Annotated in this window: 15 protein-coding genes; 4 read left to right on the top strand and 11 right to left on the bottom strand. The window is 67.0% G+C overall.

The genetic code is table 11. The features are described 5' to 3' along the window. Positions 1–397: 397 nt before the first annotated feature. The 9 genes from SD196_RS03840 to SD196_RS03800 form a co-directional block, all read right to left on the bottom strand. A complete protein-coding gene (locus tag SD196_RS03840; RefSeq protein WP_343575287.1) occupies positions 398–1,870 on the bottom strand; it encodes an aldehyde dehydrogenase family protein in 1,473 nt (490 codons plus the stop codon). Between the two features lie 25 nt (positions 1,871–1,895). Continuing rightward, positions 1,896–2,714 (bottom strand): ABC transporter permease, encoded by an 819-nt coding sequence (locus tag SD196_RS03835; RefSeq protein WP_275610107.1) that lies wholly within the window; start codon positions 2,712–2,714, stop codon positions 1,896–1,898. Between the two features lies 1 nt (position 2,715). Beyond that, positions 2,716–3,627: an ABC transporter permease gene (locus SD196_RS03830; RefSeq protein WP_275610106.1), complete on the bottom strand. Its 912-nt coding sequence runs from the start codon at positions 3,625–3,627 to the stop codon at positions 2,716–2,718. A gap of 132 nt (positions 3,628–3,759) precedes the next feature. Continuing rightward, positions 3,760–4,902, bottom strand: a complete 1,143-nt coding sequence (locus SD196_RS03825; RefSeq protein WP_275610105.1) for an ABC transporter substrate-binding protein — start codon at positions 4,900–4,902, stop codon at positions 3,760–3,762. A 54-nt stretch (positions 4,903–4,956) separates the two neighbouring features. Beyond that, positions 4,957–6,072 (bottom strand): ABC transporter ATP-binding protein, encoded by a 1,116-nt coding sequence (locus SD196_RS03820; RefSeq protein ID WP_331318430.1) that lies wholly within the window; start codon positions 6,070–6,072, stop codon positions 4,957–4,959. A gap of 334 nt (positions 6,073–6,406) precedes the next feature. Further along, the gene (locus SD196_RS03815; RefSeq protein ID WP_331318432.1) at positions 6,407–7,225 is read right to left on the bottom strand and encodes a LuxR C-terminal-related transcriptional regulator; all 819 of its coding nucleotides are present in this window, start codon (positions 7,223–7,225) and stop codon (positions 6,407–6,409) included. Between the two features lie 158 nt (positions 7,226–7,383). Next, positions 7,384–8,769, bottom strand: coding sequence for a DEAD/DEAH box helicase (locus tag SD196_RS03810; RefSeq protein WP_416311073.1), 1,386 nt, complete (start codon positions 8,767–8,769; stop codon positions 7,384–7,386). Positions 8,770–8,819: 50 nt separating this feature from the next. Next, positions 8,820–9,296 carry an NYN domain-containing protein gene (locus tag SD196_RS03805; RefSeq protein WP_331318437.1) on the bottom strand — a complete coding sequence of 159 codons (477 nt, stop codon included), beginning with the start codon at positions 9,294–9,296 and terminating at the stop codon, positions 8,820–8,822. A gap of 91 nt (positions 9,297–9,387) precedes the next feature. Next, entirely contained in the window at positions 9,388–10,074 is a 687-nt protein-coding gene (locus tag SD196_RS03800; protein ID WP_416311072.1) for a DUF2076 domain-containing protein, read from the bottom strand. A 143-nt stretch (positions 10,075–10,217) separates the two neighbouring features. Between SD196_RS03800 and SD196_RS03795 the strand changes: the two genes are divergently transcribed. Continuing rightward, the gene (locus SD196_RS03795) at positions 10,218–10,886 is read left to right on the top strand and encodes a YciC family protein (protein ID WP_331318525.1); all 669 of its coding nucleotides are present in this window, start codon (positions 10,218–10,220) and stop codon (positions 10,884–10,886) included. An 87-nt stretch (positions 10,887–10,973) separates the two neighbouring features. Beyond that, positions 10,974–11,414 carry a VOC family protein gene (locus tag SD196_RS03790; protein ID WP_343575303.1) on the top strand — a complete coding sequence of 147 codons (441 nt, stop codon included), beginning with the start codon at positions 10,974–10,976 and terminating at the stop codon, positions 11,412–11,414. Positions 11,415–11,520: 106 nt separating this feature from the next. Here the strand turns inward: SD196_RS03790 and SD196_RS03785 are convergent, their stop codons facing one another. Then, entirely contained in the window at positions 11,521–12,357 is an 837-nt protein-coding gene (locus SD196_RS03785; protein ID WP_275610097.1) for an SDR family oxidoreductase, read from the bottom strand. Between the two features lie 10 nt (positions 12,358–12,367). Then, positions 12,368–12,607 (bottom strand): CDGSH iron-sulfur domain-containing protein, encoded by a 240-nt coding sequence (locus tag SD196_RS03780; protein ID WP_275610096.1) that lies wholly within the window; start codon positions 12,605–12,607, stop codon positions 12,368–12,370. Between the two features lie 124 nt (positions 12,608–12,731). On the opposite strand from SD196_RS03780, the gene SD196_RS03775 reads away from it, so the two are divergent. Next, positions 12,732–13,814, top strand: a complete 1,083-nt coding sequence (locus tag SD196_RS03775) for an endonuclease/exonuclease/phosphatase family protein (RefSeq protein WP_275610095.1) — start codon at positions 12,732–12,734, stop codon at positions 13,812–13,814. Positions 13,815–13,917: 103 nt separating this feature from the next. Further along, complete coding sequence (locus SD196_RS03770) at positions 13,918–14,682, top strand: bifunctional lytic transglycosylase/amino acid ABC transporter substrate-binding protein (protein WP_343575308.1); 765 nt, start codon at positions 13,918–13,920, stop codon at positions 14,680–14,682. Positions 14,683–14,737 lie beyond the last annotated feature (55 nt).

Raw genomic sequence — 14,737 nt, 5'->3', positions numbered from 1 at the left:
GGCGCCCCCGTCTCTCCTACGGGAGCGCACCTTCCGCCCTGGCTCTCGCTCTTAAAGACTTCCAGAGAAATATCCGATCACTCCGGCCGGCCCCTTTCAGGAGGCCTCGTTGAATTGAAGTTTCAGGGGTTGAGCGACATGGATGTCGCGAGAGCTGCGATGGGCCAGGAATGGCCCTTCGCAGCGTGCCTCTGAAACTTCGATTCGACGAGGGTATTTTTCGCCCCAAGCGAAAAACCGGATGGAGGGGCAAGCCTTTTGGTTACTTTTCGGCGCTTGGACAAGTGACTCGCCCGAGGGGGCGAAACAAGAAACATCCGAGTACGCCGAAGCGGCGCAGACACACCGAACACCGTGGCGGATAACGCCTTAGGCGTTATTCGCCCTACGCTCTCGCCTACTTCAAGTACCACCCCCACGGCTGCTCCGAGACGTACTCGGTCACCTGCTTCACCTCCAGGTAATTCTCCAGTCCCCACACGCCCAGCTCGCGGCCGATGCCGCTCTGTTTCATGCCGCCCCACGGCGCCTGGGTGAAGGTAGGCTGCGAGCAGTTGACCCAGACGATCCCCGCGCGCAGCCCATCAGCCACCCGCGCAGCGCGCTGCGGGTCGCCCGACATCACCGCACCGGCCAGGCCGAAGCGGCTGTCGTTGGCCAGGCGCAGGGCATCGGCTTCGGTCTTGAAGCGCTTCACGCAGAGCACCGGGCCGAAGATTTCCTCGCGCCAGATCAGCGCGCCCTCGGTCGGCTCGTCGAAGATCGCAGGCTCGATGAACCAGCCCTGGTCCAGCCCCGTCGGGCGCTTGCCGCCGGTGAGCAACCGGGCGCCACCGACGCTGCCCTTCTCGACGAACCCCAGCACCTTCTCATGCTGCCCCTGGCTGACCAGCGGGCCGAGCAGCACGCCCGGCTCCAGGCCATTGCCGATGGTAATCGCGCGGGTCGCTTCCACCAGGCGCTCGATCAGGCGCGGCGCGATGCCCTCCTGCACCAGCAGGCGCGAGGTGGCGCTGCACACCTGGCCCTGGTTCCAGAAGATGCCGAACAGAATCCACTCCACCGCCGCCTCGACATCGCTGTCGTCGAAGACGATGAAGGCTGACTTGCCACCCAGCTCCAGGCTGACGTTCTTGATGTCCTGGGCCGCCGCCGACATGATCCGCGAGCCGGTCGGCACGCTGCCGGTGAAGGCCAGCTTGTCCACGCCCGGATGCTGGCTCAGCGGCCCGCCGGCCTCTGCGCCAAGGCCGGGCAGCACGTTGAGCACGCCCGCCGGCAGCCCCACGGCGTCCGCCGCAGCGGCCAGCTCCAGTGCGCTAAGCGGCGTCAGCTCGGAGGGTTTGAGCACGCAGGTGGCGCCGGCAGCCAGGGCCGGGGCGACCTTCCACGAAGCCATCAACAGCGGGTAGTTCCAGGGAATGATCTGCCCGGCCACACCCACCGGCTCCTGGCGGATGCGGCAGCGGAAGCGCTCGTCGGGCAGCGCCAGCACCTGGTCCTGGCGCTCGTCCAGTTCCCGCGCCAGCTCCGCGTAGTAGCGGAAGCAGCCGATGGCGTCGGCCACGTCCCATTGCGCCTCGGGCAGCGGCTTGCCGTTGTCGCGCACCTCCAGTTCGGCCAGTGACTCCTGGTTGCGTTCCAGTTCAGCGGCGAGCGCTTCCAGCCACTCGGCGCGTTCGGCGCCACGGCTCTGGCCCCAGCCGCGATTGAACGCCGTACGGGCCGCACGTACCGCGTGGTCGATGTCTTCCTCGGTCGCCGCCGGCACTTCCTGCAGGGGCTGCCCGGTGGCGGGGTCGAAGCTGGTGAAGCCGCCGCCCAGGTCCGGCCTGACCCATTGCCCGTTGATGTAGAGCTGGTCGCGCATCCTCGAGTCTCCTTGAAGTCGGCCCTCAGGCGGCCTGAACGCCGGTGCGGCGGTTCTGCAGGTAGCGGGAGGTGAACAGCAGCGCCAGGGAGGCGCAGATGATCACCGTGGAGATGGCGTTGATCTCCGGCGTGATGCCCCGGCGGATCGACGAGAAGATGTAGATCGGCAGCGTGGTTTCCGAGCCGGCGACGAAGAAGGCGATGATGAAATCGTCGAAACTGAAGGTGAACGCCAGCAGGAAGCCGGCGAGGATGGCCGGGGCGATCTGCGGCAGGGTCACCCGCCAGAAGGTGTCCAGCGGCGGCGCGTAGAGGTCGGCGGAGGCTTCCAGCAGCGACTTGTCCATCGCTTCGACGCGGGTGCGAACGATCACCATCACCAGCGCCATGGTGAACAGCGAGTGCGCCGCCACCACGGTGCCGAAGCCCATGTTGAGTTTCGGCAGGCCGATGTCCAGCAGCGCCAACAGCGGGTTGATCACGTCGAACAGGGTAATGAAGGCGATCAGCGTGGCGATGCCAATGACGATGCCCGGCACGATGATCGCGCAGTAGGTCAGCGCGTCGAACAGCAGGCGCACACGCTTGCCGACCCGCTGCAGGCCGAACACCGCGAGAGTGCCGAACAGCGTGGCGATCAGCGCCGAGCAGGTGGCGATCATGGCGCTGTTGCCCAGGGCCTCCATGATGAACGGGTTGCCGAAGGCGCGGCCGAACCACTGCACCGAGCAGCACTGGAAGCTCAGGCCGCTGCGCCCTGCGTTGAAGGCGAAGAGCATGATCAGCGCGATGGGCGCATAGAGGAACAGGTAGACCGAGGTGGAGTAACTGCGCAGCCACATGTCAGAGCACCCCGTCGTTGCGCGAGCCGCCGAAGCGGGCCACGAGTTTCAGGTAGACGCCGATGATCACCAGCATCATCGCCACCAGGGTCATCGCCACCGCGCTGCCGAAGGGCCAGTTGCGCGATTGCAGGAACAGGTCGACCAGGGCGTTACCGACGAAGAACACCTTGCCGCCGCCGAGGATCGCCGGGATCAGAAACTCGCCCATGAGCAGGATGAACACCAGCATCACCCCGGTGATCACCCCCGGCGCGGACAGCGGCAGGGTGACCCGGCGGAAGGTCTCGAAGGCGCTCGCGCCGAGGTCGCCGGAGGCCTCCAGCAGGCGCTTGTCGAGCTTCTCCAGGGTCACGTAGATGGGGAACACCATCAGCGGCAGGTAGCCGTAGACGATACCGATCAGCACCGCGTAGGGCGTGTTGATCAGGCGCACGTCGGCGATGCCGAAGCTCTCCAGCAGCGCCGGGATGCCCCGGCCGCTGAGGATGAAGATCCAGGCGTAGGTGCGGATCAGGAAGCTGGTCCAGAACGGCACGATCACCAGCGTGAGCAGCAGCGACTTGTTGCGCCGCACCTTCACCGCGAGGAAGTAGGCCAGTGGATAGGCCGCAAGCAGACAGGCCAGGGTGCCCAGCGGCGCCAGGGTCAGGGTGTTCCAGAAGGCCTGGGCACGGGAACCGAGGTTCAGGTAGTTCTCCAGCGTCAGCCCGCCACCGTAGCCGCCCACGGCGCTGCGTTCGCCGAAGCTGAAGACCAGGATGATCACCAGCGGCATCAGCAGAAGCAGCAGGAACCATAGTGTGGACGGCAAGAGCAGCAGCAAGGTGACGCGACGGCCGAGGCTTTTCGCGCGCGAGACCGTGGGGGCCGCCCGGGTCTGCGGCAACGGAGCGCTGACAGCGATGTTCATGTTCGATTCCCTACGCATAGGAGTTGCTCGGAGCCCTCTCCTGTAGGAGCGAGCTTGCTCGCGAATGAGTTTCCCGGCAGCTCGGGAGCTGGGCGGGTTCGCGCGCAAGCTCGCTCCTACATGAAGACCCCGTCAGGCGGCCTTGAACCGCGCCATCAGTTCGGCGCGCGCCGGGCTGGTGAGAGTCGCCGCAGCGCCGAATTCCAGCGGCGCCAGACGCTCGGCCGCCGGGTACATGATCGGGTCGTCGAGCATCGACTGGGAGAGCAGCGCATCGACGCGCTTGTCCCCGCTCGGGTAGCCGTGGGCGAGCACCTCCAGCTTGTTGTGCTGCGGGTCGAGCAGGTAGTTGATGAACGCGTAGGCGGCGTCCTTGTGCTCGGCGCCCTTGGGAATGGCGAAGAAGTCGCTCCAGATCTCGCCGCCTTCCTTGCCCAGCACGAAGGTCATGTCCGGGTTGTCGCGGTGCAGTTGGGAGGCGTCGCCGGTCCAGGCCATGGCCATCCAGGCGTCGCCATTACGCAGCGAAGGCTGGATGTCGGAGTTGATCGCGAACAGGTGCGGCTTGGCCTGGATCAGCAGCTTCTCGGCCTCGGCCAGCTCCTTCGGGTCGAGCGAGTTGAAGCTGTAGCCGTAGTACTTGAGTGCGTTGCCGATGGCGGTGAGCTGGTAGTCGTGGACGATGGTGCGGCCGGAGGCGCTGGTCAGCGTCAGGTCCCAGAACTGCTTCCAGGAATCCGGATTGCCCTTGACCTTGCTGGCGTCATAGACGATGCCGGTGGTGCCCCAGTTCTTCGGCACCGCGTAGACCTTGCCGTCCACCGTGCCCTGGGCCATGAAGCGCTCCTGGAAGGCCTTGGGGTCGAAGTTGGGGATGCGCGAGAGGTCCAGCGGTTCGATCAGCCCGAGCTTCACGTAGGTGCTGATGGTGTAGTTGGTCGGCACGAAGACGTCCCAGCCGCTGCCGCCGGCCTGCAGCTTGGCGAGCATCTCCTCGTTGGAGCCGAACACGTTCATCTGCACCCGCGCGCCGGTGGCCTTGGCGAAGGCGTCGAAGTTTTCCTGGCTGTGGTAGTTCGGCCAGGTGGCCAGGGCCAGACGGTCGCCAATGGCGGTGCTCTCGCCGGCATAGGCCTTGCCGGTCAGCAGACCGGGGGTGTTGGCGGCGACCACCGCCATCGCCAGCCCGAGGCCGGTCTTGCCAAGGAACTCGCGCCGCGTGATGGAGCCGTTCTCCCAGCTGCGCATCGTCTTGATGAAGCTTTTCTTGTCCATCGTCACTCCCCGCCTGTCTGCTGATTTTTTGTCGTTAGGATTGGATCGTTGAACTCACAGGGCCATGGCCAGGCCGCTGGCCTGGTTCCAGCCGACCTGCACCGGCGCGCCATGTTCGAAGCCATCGCCAGCACCACCGGCCTGGCGCGGCACGCGCACGCAGACGATGCCGAAGGCGTCGGTGCGCACGCGGTATTCGGTGAGGTTGCCCAGGTAGATGCGGTCCTCGACACGGCCCTTCAGGCGCACCTCGCGCGGCAGGTCCGAATCGGCGGCGGCGATGCCGACCAGTTCGGGGCGCACCGCGATGCAGCCCTCGGCCTGGGGCGCCAGCGAGGGGCCGGTGGGTGTCGGCGGGCTGCTCAACTCCAGGCCAGCCGAGGTGCTCAGCACCACACGCTCGCCGTCGAAGCGGCGCACGGTGCCGGAGAACAGATTGGATTCGCCGATGAAGTCGGCCACGTAGCGGCTCGCCGGGGTTTCGTAGAGCGCTTCGGGGGTGGCGGTCTGGATGATCAGGCCGTCCTTCATGATGCTGATGCTGTCGCTCATCGACAGCGCCTCTTCCTGGTCGTGGGTAACCAGCACGAAGGTGATGCCGACCTCGCGCTGCAAGCGCAGCAGCTCCGACTGCATCTCCTTGCGCAACTTGCGATCGAGCGCAGCCAAGGGCTCATCGAGCAGCAGTACGGTGGGCTTGTTCACCAGCGCGCGAGCCAGCGCCACGCGCTGCTGCTGGCCGCCGGAAAGCTCGTGCGGCTTGCGCGTACCGAAGCCGGACAGGCGCACCATCTCCAGCGCCTCGTCGGCCATGCGGCGCTGCTGCGCGCGGTCCGGGCGCGGCGTGCGATAGCGCAGGCCGTAGGCGATGTTCTCGGCTACCGTCAGGTGCGGGAACAGCGCGTAGTGCTGGAACACCATGTTCACCGGGCGCTGGTGCGCCGGGACGCCTGCCACCGCCTTGCCGGCCAGCAGCACCTCGCCTTCGCTGGGCTGCTCGAAGCCGGCGATCATCCGCAGGGTGGTGGTCTTGCCGCAGCCGGAGCTGCCGAGGAAAGAATGGAAGGCGCCGCGCTTCACCTTGAAGCTCAGGCCGTTCACCGCCGGCACACTGCCGTAGCGCTTGACCACGTTACGGAATTCGATATCGAAGTCCTGACCGCTCTCCATCACCGCGCTCCCACTTTGTTCTTGTTGGTGGTCACGCTAGCAATGGGGCTTTCGGGGTGTATATATCCCTCGGGGGATAGATGGCGGGATTGGCGCCCACAGGGCGGATCAAACGCCCCTCTCCGGACAGAGCGAGCTGTGACAACGGCACGGGATATCCCTGTAGGAGCGAGCTTGCTCGCGAACGGAATCCCCGGCCGCTCCAGTGTTGAGCGGTTCTCGAGCAAGCTCGCTCCTACAAAAGAGAGCCGTCGGCAGTTCGGGCGCTGGCCCGCCACGAGCAACGCAACCAGAGGCAACGGCGGATAACCGCGAACGGTTATTCACCCCACGGTCAGCCGACCGCGCGCATCCCGCCCGCCCCATCCCGCCCCGCCAGCTCGCGGATGAACAGCCCGAGCAACTCGGACTGGCTGCCAATGCCGAGCTTGGCGTAGATGTTCTTGCGGTGGATCTTCACCGTGCCGGGGCTGATGTCCAGTTGCTCGGCCACCGAGGCGCTGGAGTGGCCGCGCAGCAGCAGCTGGACGATTTCCTGCTCGCGGGCGGTGAGCACCTGGGCGCCGAACTGGTCGAAGGCCTCACGGATCTGGTAGTCCAGGTCCTGCGCCGGGCGCGGTTGCGCACGCCGCAGCTCCCAGGCCTCGCGCACCACCTGCTCGACCACCGGGCGCGCGCACTCCAGCAACTGCATCTCGTCGCGGCTGTAGGCGGGGCTGGAGGTCTTGCGCATCAGCGAGAGCACCGCCGTGGCGCCGTCGGCCAGATCGACGAAGAAGGCGATCTCCTCGGTCAGGCCGGTCTGCTGGTAGTAGGTCTGGTAGTACTCGCCCAGGTAGAAGTGGTCCGGTGCGAACTGGCGCAGACGCCATAGCCCCGGTGCCTGGTTGCGCGTGCAGGCGAGGTAGAAGGGATCGAGCAGGTAGGGGCCGACCTGGTAATCCTCGACATAGACGTGGCGGACATCGGCCGGGAAGGTATCGAACAGGTCCAGCGGCCGGTGGTTGCCTTCGTAGACGAAGAGCACGAAGTTATCCACCGCGCAGACCTGTTGCAGCCACTGGCTGAGGCCGAGCAGACGCGGGCGACCGGGGGCCAGCGGGAGCAGGTGGGCGACTCCGCCGGTCCAGGCTTTGAGTTCCTTGTGGCGCATGGGCTGTCGTTCTTGTTGTGTGCGCGATGGGCACACTATAGGCGTTCGGGATTCCACACGGAAATGCAGCTTTTGCGCCACACCGCCGAACGCCACGAATTTCCCGGACTCAGCCCCCTGCTTCGCACCGCAATGGAGCAGGCGCGCGCCTTATCGGCTCACGGGCGGCGACCGCCCTTGCCGCCACCCGGCTTGCCAGAAGACGACTTGCCACCGGCGGGCTTGCCGCCTGCCGGTTTGCCACCGAGCCCGAACCCCGGCGCCTTGCGCACCGCCTTGACCTGCGGCTTGTCATCCAGCAGCGAGCCCAGGTGCACCTTGCCCTGCTTGCCGTCCGGCACCTTGGGTTGCTTGGGCTTCTTCGGCTTCTTCAGCACCTGGCCGCCCGGCGCGGTGACCGGCACCCGGTGGTCGGGCTCGAAGCCGTCCTCGCCGCGGCGCTGAAGGGTCTGGCCGATCAGCGTCTCGATGGCCGCCAGTTGCTGTACTTCGTCAGCACAGACCAGCGAGATCGCCTGCCCCGTGGCGCCGGCGCGGCCAGTACGGCCGATGCGGTGCACGTAGTCCTCGGGGACGATGGGCAGGTCGAAGTTGACCACCAGCGGCATCTCCTCGATGTCCAGGCCGCGGGCGGCGACGTCGGTGGCGATCAGGAAGTCCACCTCGCCGGCCTTGAACCGCGCCAGGGCGCGCAGGCGCGCCGGCTGCGGCTTGTCGCCGTGGATCGAGTCGGCGCGTATGCCCTCCTGCTGCAACAGGCCGACCAGTTCGTCGACCCCCTTGCGGGTCTTGGCGAACACCAGCGCCTGGCGCCAACCCTGCTCGCGCAGCAGGTGCAGGAAGAGTTCAGCCTTGCGCTTCTTGTCCACCGTGACCAGATGCTGCTTCACCGTCCTGGCCGCCGTGTTGCGCGGCGCCACGTCGATGGTCAGCGGGTCGCGCAGCAGATTGCGCGCCATCTGGCGGATGGCGTCGGAGAAGGTCGCGGAGAACAGCAGCGTCTGCCGGCGCTTGGGCAGCGCGGCGAAGACTTCATCCAACTCGCGGGCGAAGCCCAGGTCGAGCATGCGGTCGGCTTCGTCCAGCACCAGGGCCTGGAGCTGGGTGAACTTCAGGGCGTTCTGCCGATAGAGGTCGAGCAGGCGGCCGGGAGTCGCCACCAGCACGTCGACGCCCTTGCGCAGCTTCATCATCTGCGGGTTGATGCTGACCCCGCCGTAGGCCACGGCGGTGCGCAGCGGCACGTGCTGGCCGTAGGCGCGGAAGCTCTCGTGCACCTGCTCCGCCAGCTCGCGGGTCGGCACCAGCACCAGCGCGCGAATGGAGTTGGCCGCCACCTGCGGGCCTTCCTGCAACAGCTTCTGCAGCAGCGGCAGGGCGAAGCCGGCGGTCTTGCCGGTGCCGGTCTGGGCGGCGGCCAGCAGGTCGCGCCCCTTGAGCACGGCCGGGATGGCCTGGGCCTGCACCGCCGTCGGGTTCTGGTAGCCGAGCCCGTCGAGGGCGCGCAGGAGAGGATCGATCAGGCCGAGGGTGGCGAAGGTCATGGAGCGCTCGCAGAAACGAATCGGAATGGGCGGCATTGTAGTCGCAAGGGTCAGGAACGCAGCAGCAGCGCGCCTTCGATGGGCACGTAGCGGCTGGCCGCGCGGATCAGCGCCTGGGCGGTGAGGCCCGGCACGCCATAGGCGGTGGCGTCGGTGCCGCCGGCACGGACGCGGTCGAGCAGCAGGTCGAAATCACCGTCGCCGGAGGCCAGGACGATCTCGTCCACGTTCGGCGCGGCATCCAGGATGTCGATGGTGATGCCGACGTCCCAGTCGCCCTTGGCCGAGCCATCGGCGCGCTGGATGTAGGGCTTGAGCTTCACGGTGAAGCCGAGCTTGCGCAGGATCTGCTGGAACTGCTGCTGGCGCGCGTCGCCCCGGTCGATGGCGTAGGCGTAGGCCTGGACAATGGTGCCCTGGGCGCTCAGCTCGGCCCACAGCGCGGCATAGTTGAAGTGGCAGCCGTAGGCCTGACGCACGGTGTAGTAGAGGTTCTGCACGTCGGCGAACAGGGCGATGGTCTTCAACGGTGACTCCGGGACACGAACAGCGGGGGCGCATTATCGGCACAGTGCGCGGCCCCCGCCAGTCCCGGCGGGCGGGACAGTTCAGTCCCGATCAGCTGAACATGTCGCCGTCGTCGTCGAAGAAGCTGGTGTCGTCGCCATCGTTGTAGTTGTCGCCGTTGTCCGCGTAGCGATCGCCTTCGCCCAGCGAGTCATCGAAATTCGACGGCTCCGGCTGCACCGGCGCCTGCTCCTGGATCACCTCGACGATTTCCTGCGGCTGGTTGTGGTGGAACATGCTGGTCAGCAGGTCCGCCACCATCACGCCGCCGGCCACGCCAGCCGCGGTCTGCAGCGCGCCGCGCAGGAAACCGCCGCCCTGGTGAGCGGCCTGGGCAGGCTGTGCCGGACGGAAGTCGTTGGGGTTGCTGGCGTAGCTCGCATTACCGCCGGGCTGGGAGAAACGCGTCTGCCCCCAGCCGTCGGGGCGCTGCTGGGTTTGCGCCGGGCGCGGCTCCTGGCTCTGGCCACCGCCGAACAGGCCGGCGAGAAAGCCGCCGCTGCTCGGACGGCTGTCCTTCGCCTCGGCTTCCAGCTCCTTGACGCGCTGGTCCAGGCGCTTGATCGCCGCTTCCTGGATCAGCATCGCCTGGGCCATGTAATAAGGCGCCGCCGGCTGCTGCACCAGATGCCGGTTGATCTGCGCCTCGGCCTGGGCGTCGCGCGGCGCGGTCTGCGCCTCGGCGTCGCGCAGGCGGGCGAACAGACCATCGATCAGGGATTGCTCTTCGGAATTCATGGCGGGCCTCGAGTGAGCGGGGTGTTGAACAGAAGATTGGATCGGGACGGCAAAAAACAAGTTCCGGTGACGGAAATGTCCTACCTTCAACTGAAGGTTTGCTTAAGTTAGAGTCGAGGCCCGTCGATCCGTCTCCCATGCCGATGAATCCCATCTCAGTCCTGCGCGACACCTGGTTCTTCTTCTCCCGTCACATCGGCAAGCTGCTACCGCTGTGCCTGCCGTGGATCATCGTGGAAACGCTGGTCCAGCAGCAGATCGACGTCAACGTCGACTCACAGAACTTCGCACCCTGGGGCATGGCCGCCGGGCTGGTGTTCTATCCGCTGTACACGGCCAGCCTGATCCTCTTCATGATCGATGCCGGCGAAGGGCGCGAGCGAGGAGTCCGCGAGCTATGGAATGCGGCGTTGCGGTTGTGGCCGGCGTTCGCCCTGCTCTCGGCGCTGAGCTCGCTGCTGATCCTGGTGGGCCTTGCCCTCTACGTGCTGCCGGGGCTGTTCTTCATGGTCAAGATGACCTTTTCCGAATTCCTCCTGGTGCAGCGCGGCAACTCGCCCATCGACGCCATGCGCGAGAGTTTCCGCCTGACCACCGGGCACTTCTTCCTGCTGCTCACCACCACCCTGGTGATCCTCGCGCCGGTCTGGATGGCGGAGGGCTGGATCAGCCAGGTCGCCCAGGACTCGCCCGGCCTGGGCGTGCTGCTGCACTCGCTCAGCGGTTTCTTCCAGTTGCTGGTGACGGTGGCGGCCTACCGCATCTTCATCCTCGGCCCCGGGCGCGAGGAAAACGAGGGGCGCGAGGCCTGAGGCCCGCAGCAATCGGCAACACATTGCACGGCGACCGCACTGGTCGCCTTCTACGCTGGAGTCTTCTGCCTTCGACCGGAGACTCCCGTGAGCGACCAACCGAGCTACCCGCCCAGTTGCATTTCGCACATTTCCATTGGCACCAATGACTACGCCCGCGCCAAGGCGTTCTACGACGCGGTGCTGCCCAGCCTGGGCTGCCAGCAGATCATGGAACACCCCGGCGCCGTGGCCTACGGCCGCGTGTTCCCGGAGTTCTGGGTGCAGACACCGATCGACGGGCAACCCGCCAGCGTCGGCAACGGCACCCACGTCGGCTTCCTGGCCAACTCCCGCGAAGAAGTGGACGCCTTCTACCGCGCGGCGATAGCCGCCGGCGCCACCGACGAAGGCGCCCCCGGCCCGCGTCCGCTCTATGGCGATCCCTACTACGGCTGCTTCATCCGCGATCTGGACGGGCACAAGGTCGAAGCCTCGTTCTGGGACATGGCGCTGGCGGGCGGCGGATTCGACTCGCACTCGCATTGAGCGGCTCTACCTGTAGGAGCGAGCTTGCTCGCGAAGAGCGCCAACTGGCGCTCCAAAAGCTTCGCGAGCAAGCTCGCTCCTACAAGGGTTCGTACCCGGTCGGGGATCAATGCCCCGGCTTGAGCCCCGACATCTTCGGCACCAGCAGCTTCTCGAACAGCCGCGGGAAGAACCTGGCCAGCACCCGCGCCCGCCAGTTGACGTTGGACAGCACCAGCAGCCGCTTGCGGCGCAGCGCACCCTGGTAGATGGCCTCGGCCACGTCGCGCGGCGAGGCTACTTCGGCGCCCAGTACCACCGCCGGCTGGCGGATCACCGAGCCGTCGCCCACCAGCGCGTTCTTGCGCAGGTCGGTGGCGGTGAAGCCCGGACAGGCCAGGGTGATCGCCACGCCCGTGCCGTCGAGCTCCATGCGCAGCGTATCGAACAGCCCGTGCAGCGCATGCTTGCTGGCGTTGTAGGCGCTGCGGTAGAGCAGCGGCGCGAAGCCGGTCAGCGAGCTGAGCACGACGATCTGCCCGCGCCGCGCCAGCAGGCTGGGCAACGCCGCCTGGGTGCAGTGCAGCGCGCCATAGAAATTCACCGCCATGACCCGCTGGAACACCGTCAGGTCCGTGTCGGCGAACTGGCTGCGGTGGGTGATGCCGGCGTTGTTCACCAGCACGTCGATGCCGCCGAAGCGCTCGATGGCCAGCGCTATGCAGCGGCGCACCGCCTCGGCGTCGGCAATGTCGCAGCGCAGGCCGAGCGCCTCGATGTTGTGGTGCTCGCGCAGGTGCTGGACCAGGCTGTCCAGCGCCGCCTGATCGAGGTCGAGGATCACCAGGTGCGAGCCGGCCTGGGCGAAGCGCAACGCCAGGGCACGGCCGATCCCCGAGCAGCCGCCGGTGACCAGCACCACCTTGTGCCGATAGGCCTGATGGGTGAAGAGCTTGCGCGGCATGCCGACCTCCTCAGAGGGATGCGTGGGTCCCGTCGCAGCACGGCGGCGTGTGGGTGTGCTTGCAGCCGCAGAAGAACAGCAGCTCGTCCCGCGGTGCGTGGTACTTCAGCGGAAACAGGCCGGTGCCCTTGTGCGAGCCGTCGCAGAACGGCTGGTTGGCGCTACGGCCGCAGCGGCACCAGAAATAGTCTTCGCCGGCGTGGACCTCCACCGCATAGGGTCCGCGCTGGGCAATCAGCGCCTCGGTCATGGAACGAACCTCCCGGCGCAGCCACGCCTCAAGGTTGCAGGATGCTTCGCGAAGGAAACGCGCAGGTGAAATGCGCGGTCACAAACACTATCCTCTCGCACATCAAGGATAGTCCCTAGGCTGTATGAACCTCTCGCTGCCACGCCGCATCCTGTTCCTGCTGCTCATCCTCCTGCTACTCGCCGCTACCGCCGGCGCCTGGCTGCTGGCCTGGCGTCCCGCCGAACGAGAGGCGGTGGCCGCGCAATGCCGCGCACCGGCGCCGCAGCTGCAACCAGGGCAGATGCTCAAGGTGATGACCTGGAACGTCCAGTACCTGGCCGGCAAGCGCTACATCTTCTGGGACGACCTGCCCGACACCGTCGGCCCGGACGACAAACCCAGCGCCGAAGACATCGCTTACAGCCTCGACGAGGTGGTGCGGGTGATTCGCGAGGAAGCGCCGGACATCGTGCTGCTGCAGGAGGTCGACGATGGCGCGGCGGCTACTGGCAAGCAGGACCAGCAGGCACTGATCGGCGACCGCCTGACCGACCTCTACCCCTGCTCCACCGCCGCCTTCGACTGGAAGGCGCGCTTCGATCCCAACCCTCACGTGTTCGGCAGCGCCGGGCGCAAGCTGGTGACCTTCAGCCGCTTCCAGATCGCCGGCGGCGAGCGCATCGCCCTGCCGCAGCGTTCGTCGATCCCACTGCTACGCCTGTTCGCCCCGCAACCCGCGTTGCTGCAAAGCACGCTGCCGATCCGCGGCGGCGGCCAGCTCACGGTGATCAATACCCGCCTGGAGCGTCCCAACGGCGACGACACCCCGCAGCGCCAGGTCGAAGCCCTGGAAGCCCACCTCAACGCCCTGCAGACCACCGGCAGCCCCTGGCTGCTGGGCGGCGACCTCGGCCTGCTGCCGCTGGGCCAGTACCCTTACCTGCCCGAGGTGCTGCGCGCGCCCTACCGCGCCAACAGCGAGCTGAACCTGCTGGCGGCGCGCTACCCGGTGATCCCGGCGGTGCAGGAATCCAGCGGCGCCGAGCAGGCGCAGTGGTACACCCACTTCCCCAACGACCCGCGCGTGCACAACCCCGACCGCACCCTCGACTATCTGTTCTACAGCCCCCGCCTGAGCCGCCTCGACGCCAGCGTGCGGCGCAACGACACCCTGCGCATCTCCAACCACCTGCCGCTCAATGGGCGCTTCCTGCTGCCGCACTGAGTGTTGCCGCACGCCCGCGCCGGCCGGCGCTGGACAGCACGCAGGCACCGACGCATGCTGCGCCAGCCGCGCACAATAACGACAAGCCCCACCGCAGGTAGCCATGCTTTTTCGCCGTATCGCCTGGCTGATCGCCATGCTGTTCTGCCTACACGCCAGCGCCAGTGGCCTTCCGACCCTGGCCAACCGCCTGCCGCGCCCGCTGCCGGTGCTGGACGTCGGCTACTACGAATTCCCGCCCTACACCTACACCGCCCCGGACGGCAGTACCCGCGGCAGCGGCGCCGACCTGGTCCGGCGCATCCTGCTCAAGGCCGGCTACCGCGCCAACTTCCGCTCGCTGCCCAGCGCGCGCCTGTACCTCGGTCTGCAGGACGGCAGCGTACAGCTGTGGGCCGGCGCCCCCGGTAAGCCCGAGCTGGTCGGCAGTACGCTTGAGTGCGAGCGCACGCTCGGCCACGTCGACCTCAACCTCTACCGACTGCCATCACACGCCGCGCCTCGACTGCCGCAGGGCCTGACCGGCAGCCGAATCATCCTGATCAGCGGCTACAGCTACTGGAAGCCGATCACCGACCTGCTGGACGACCCGCACCTGAAACTGGAGCTGCACCGCACCAGCACCCATGTGGCGGCGCTGCAGATGCTCGAGCGCGACCGAGGCGATTACCTCATCGATTACCAGGCGCCTGTGGAGCAGGCCCGAAGGGAGCTGAACATGGCGCCGCTGGCCTTCGACACCCTGTACAGCGTGCCGACCAAGCTGATCGTCTCCCGCCACGCGCCCGATGCCGAACGGCTGCGCGAACAACTGGACCACGCCTACGACGAGTTGCAGGCAGCGGGATATGAAATGCAGTTGCCGTAGGGCGTACAACCGTTCGCGGTTGTACGCCGATTCACCTTGTCCCGTCGCTGGTGCC

Origin of the sequence: Pseudomonas macauensis, from assembly GCF_047902425.1 — a bacterium.
Lineage (GTDB): Bacteria > Pseudomonadota > Gammaproteobacteria > Pseudomonadales > Pseudomonadaceae > Pseudomonas.
The sequence above is the reverse complement of the archived record's forward strand: the minus strand, read 5'-3'. Positions and strand labels throughout refer to the sequence as shown.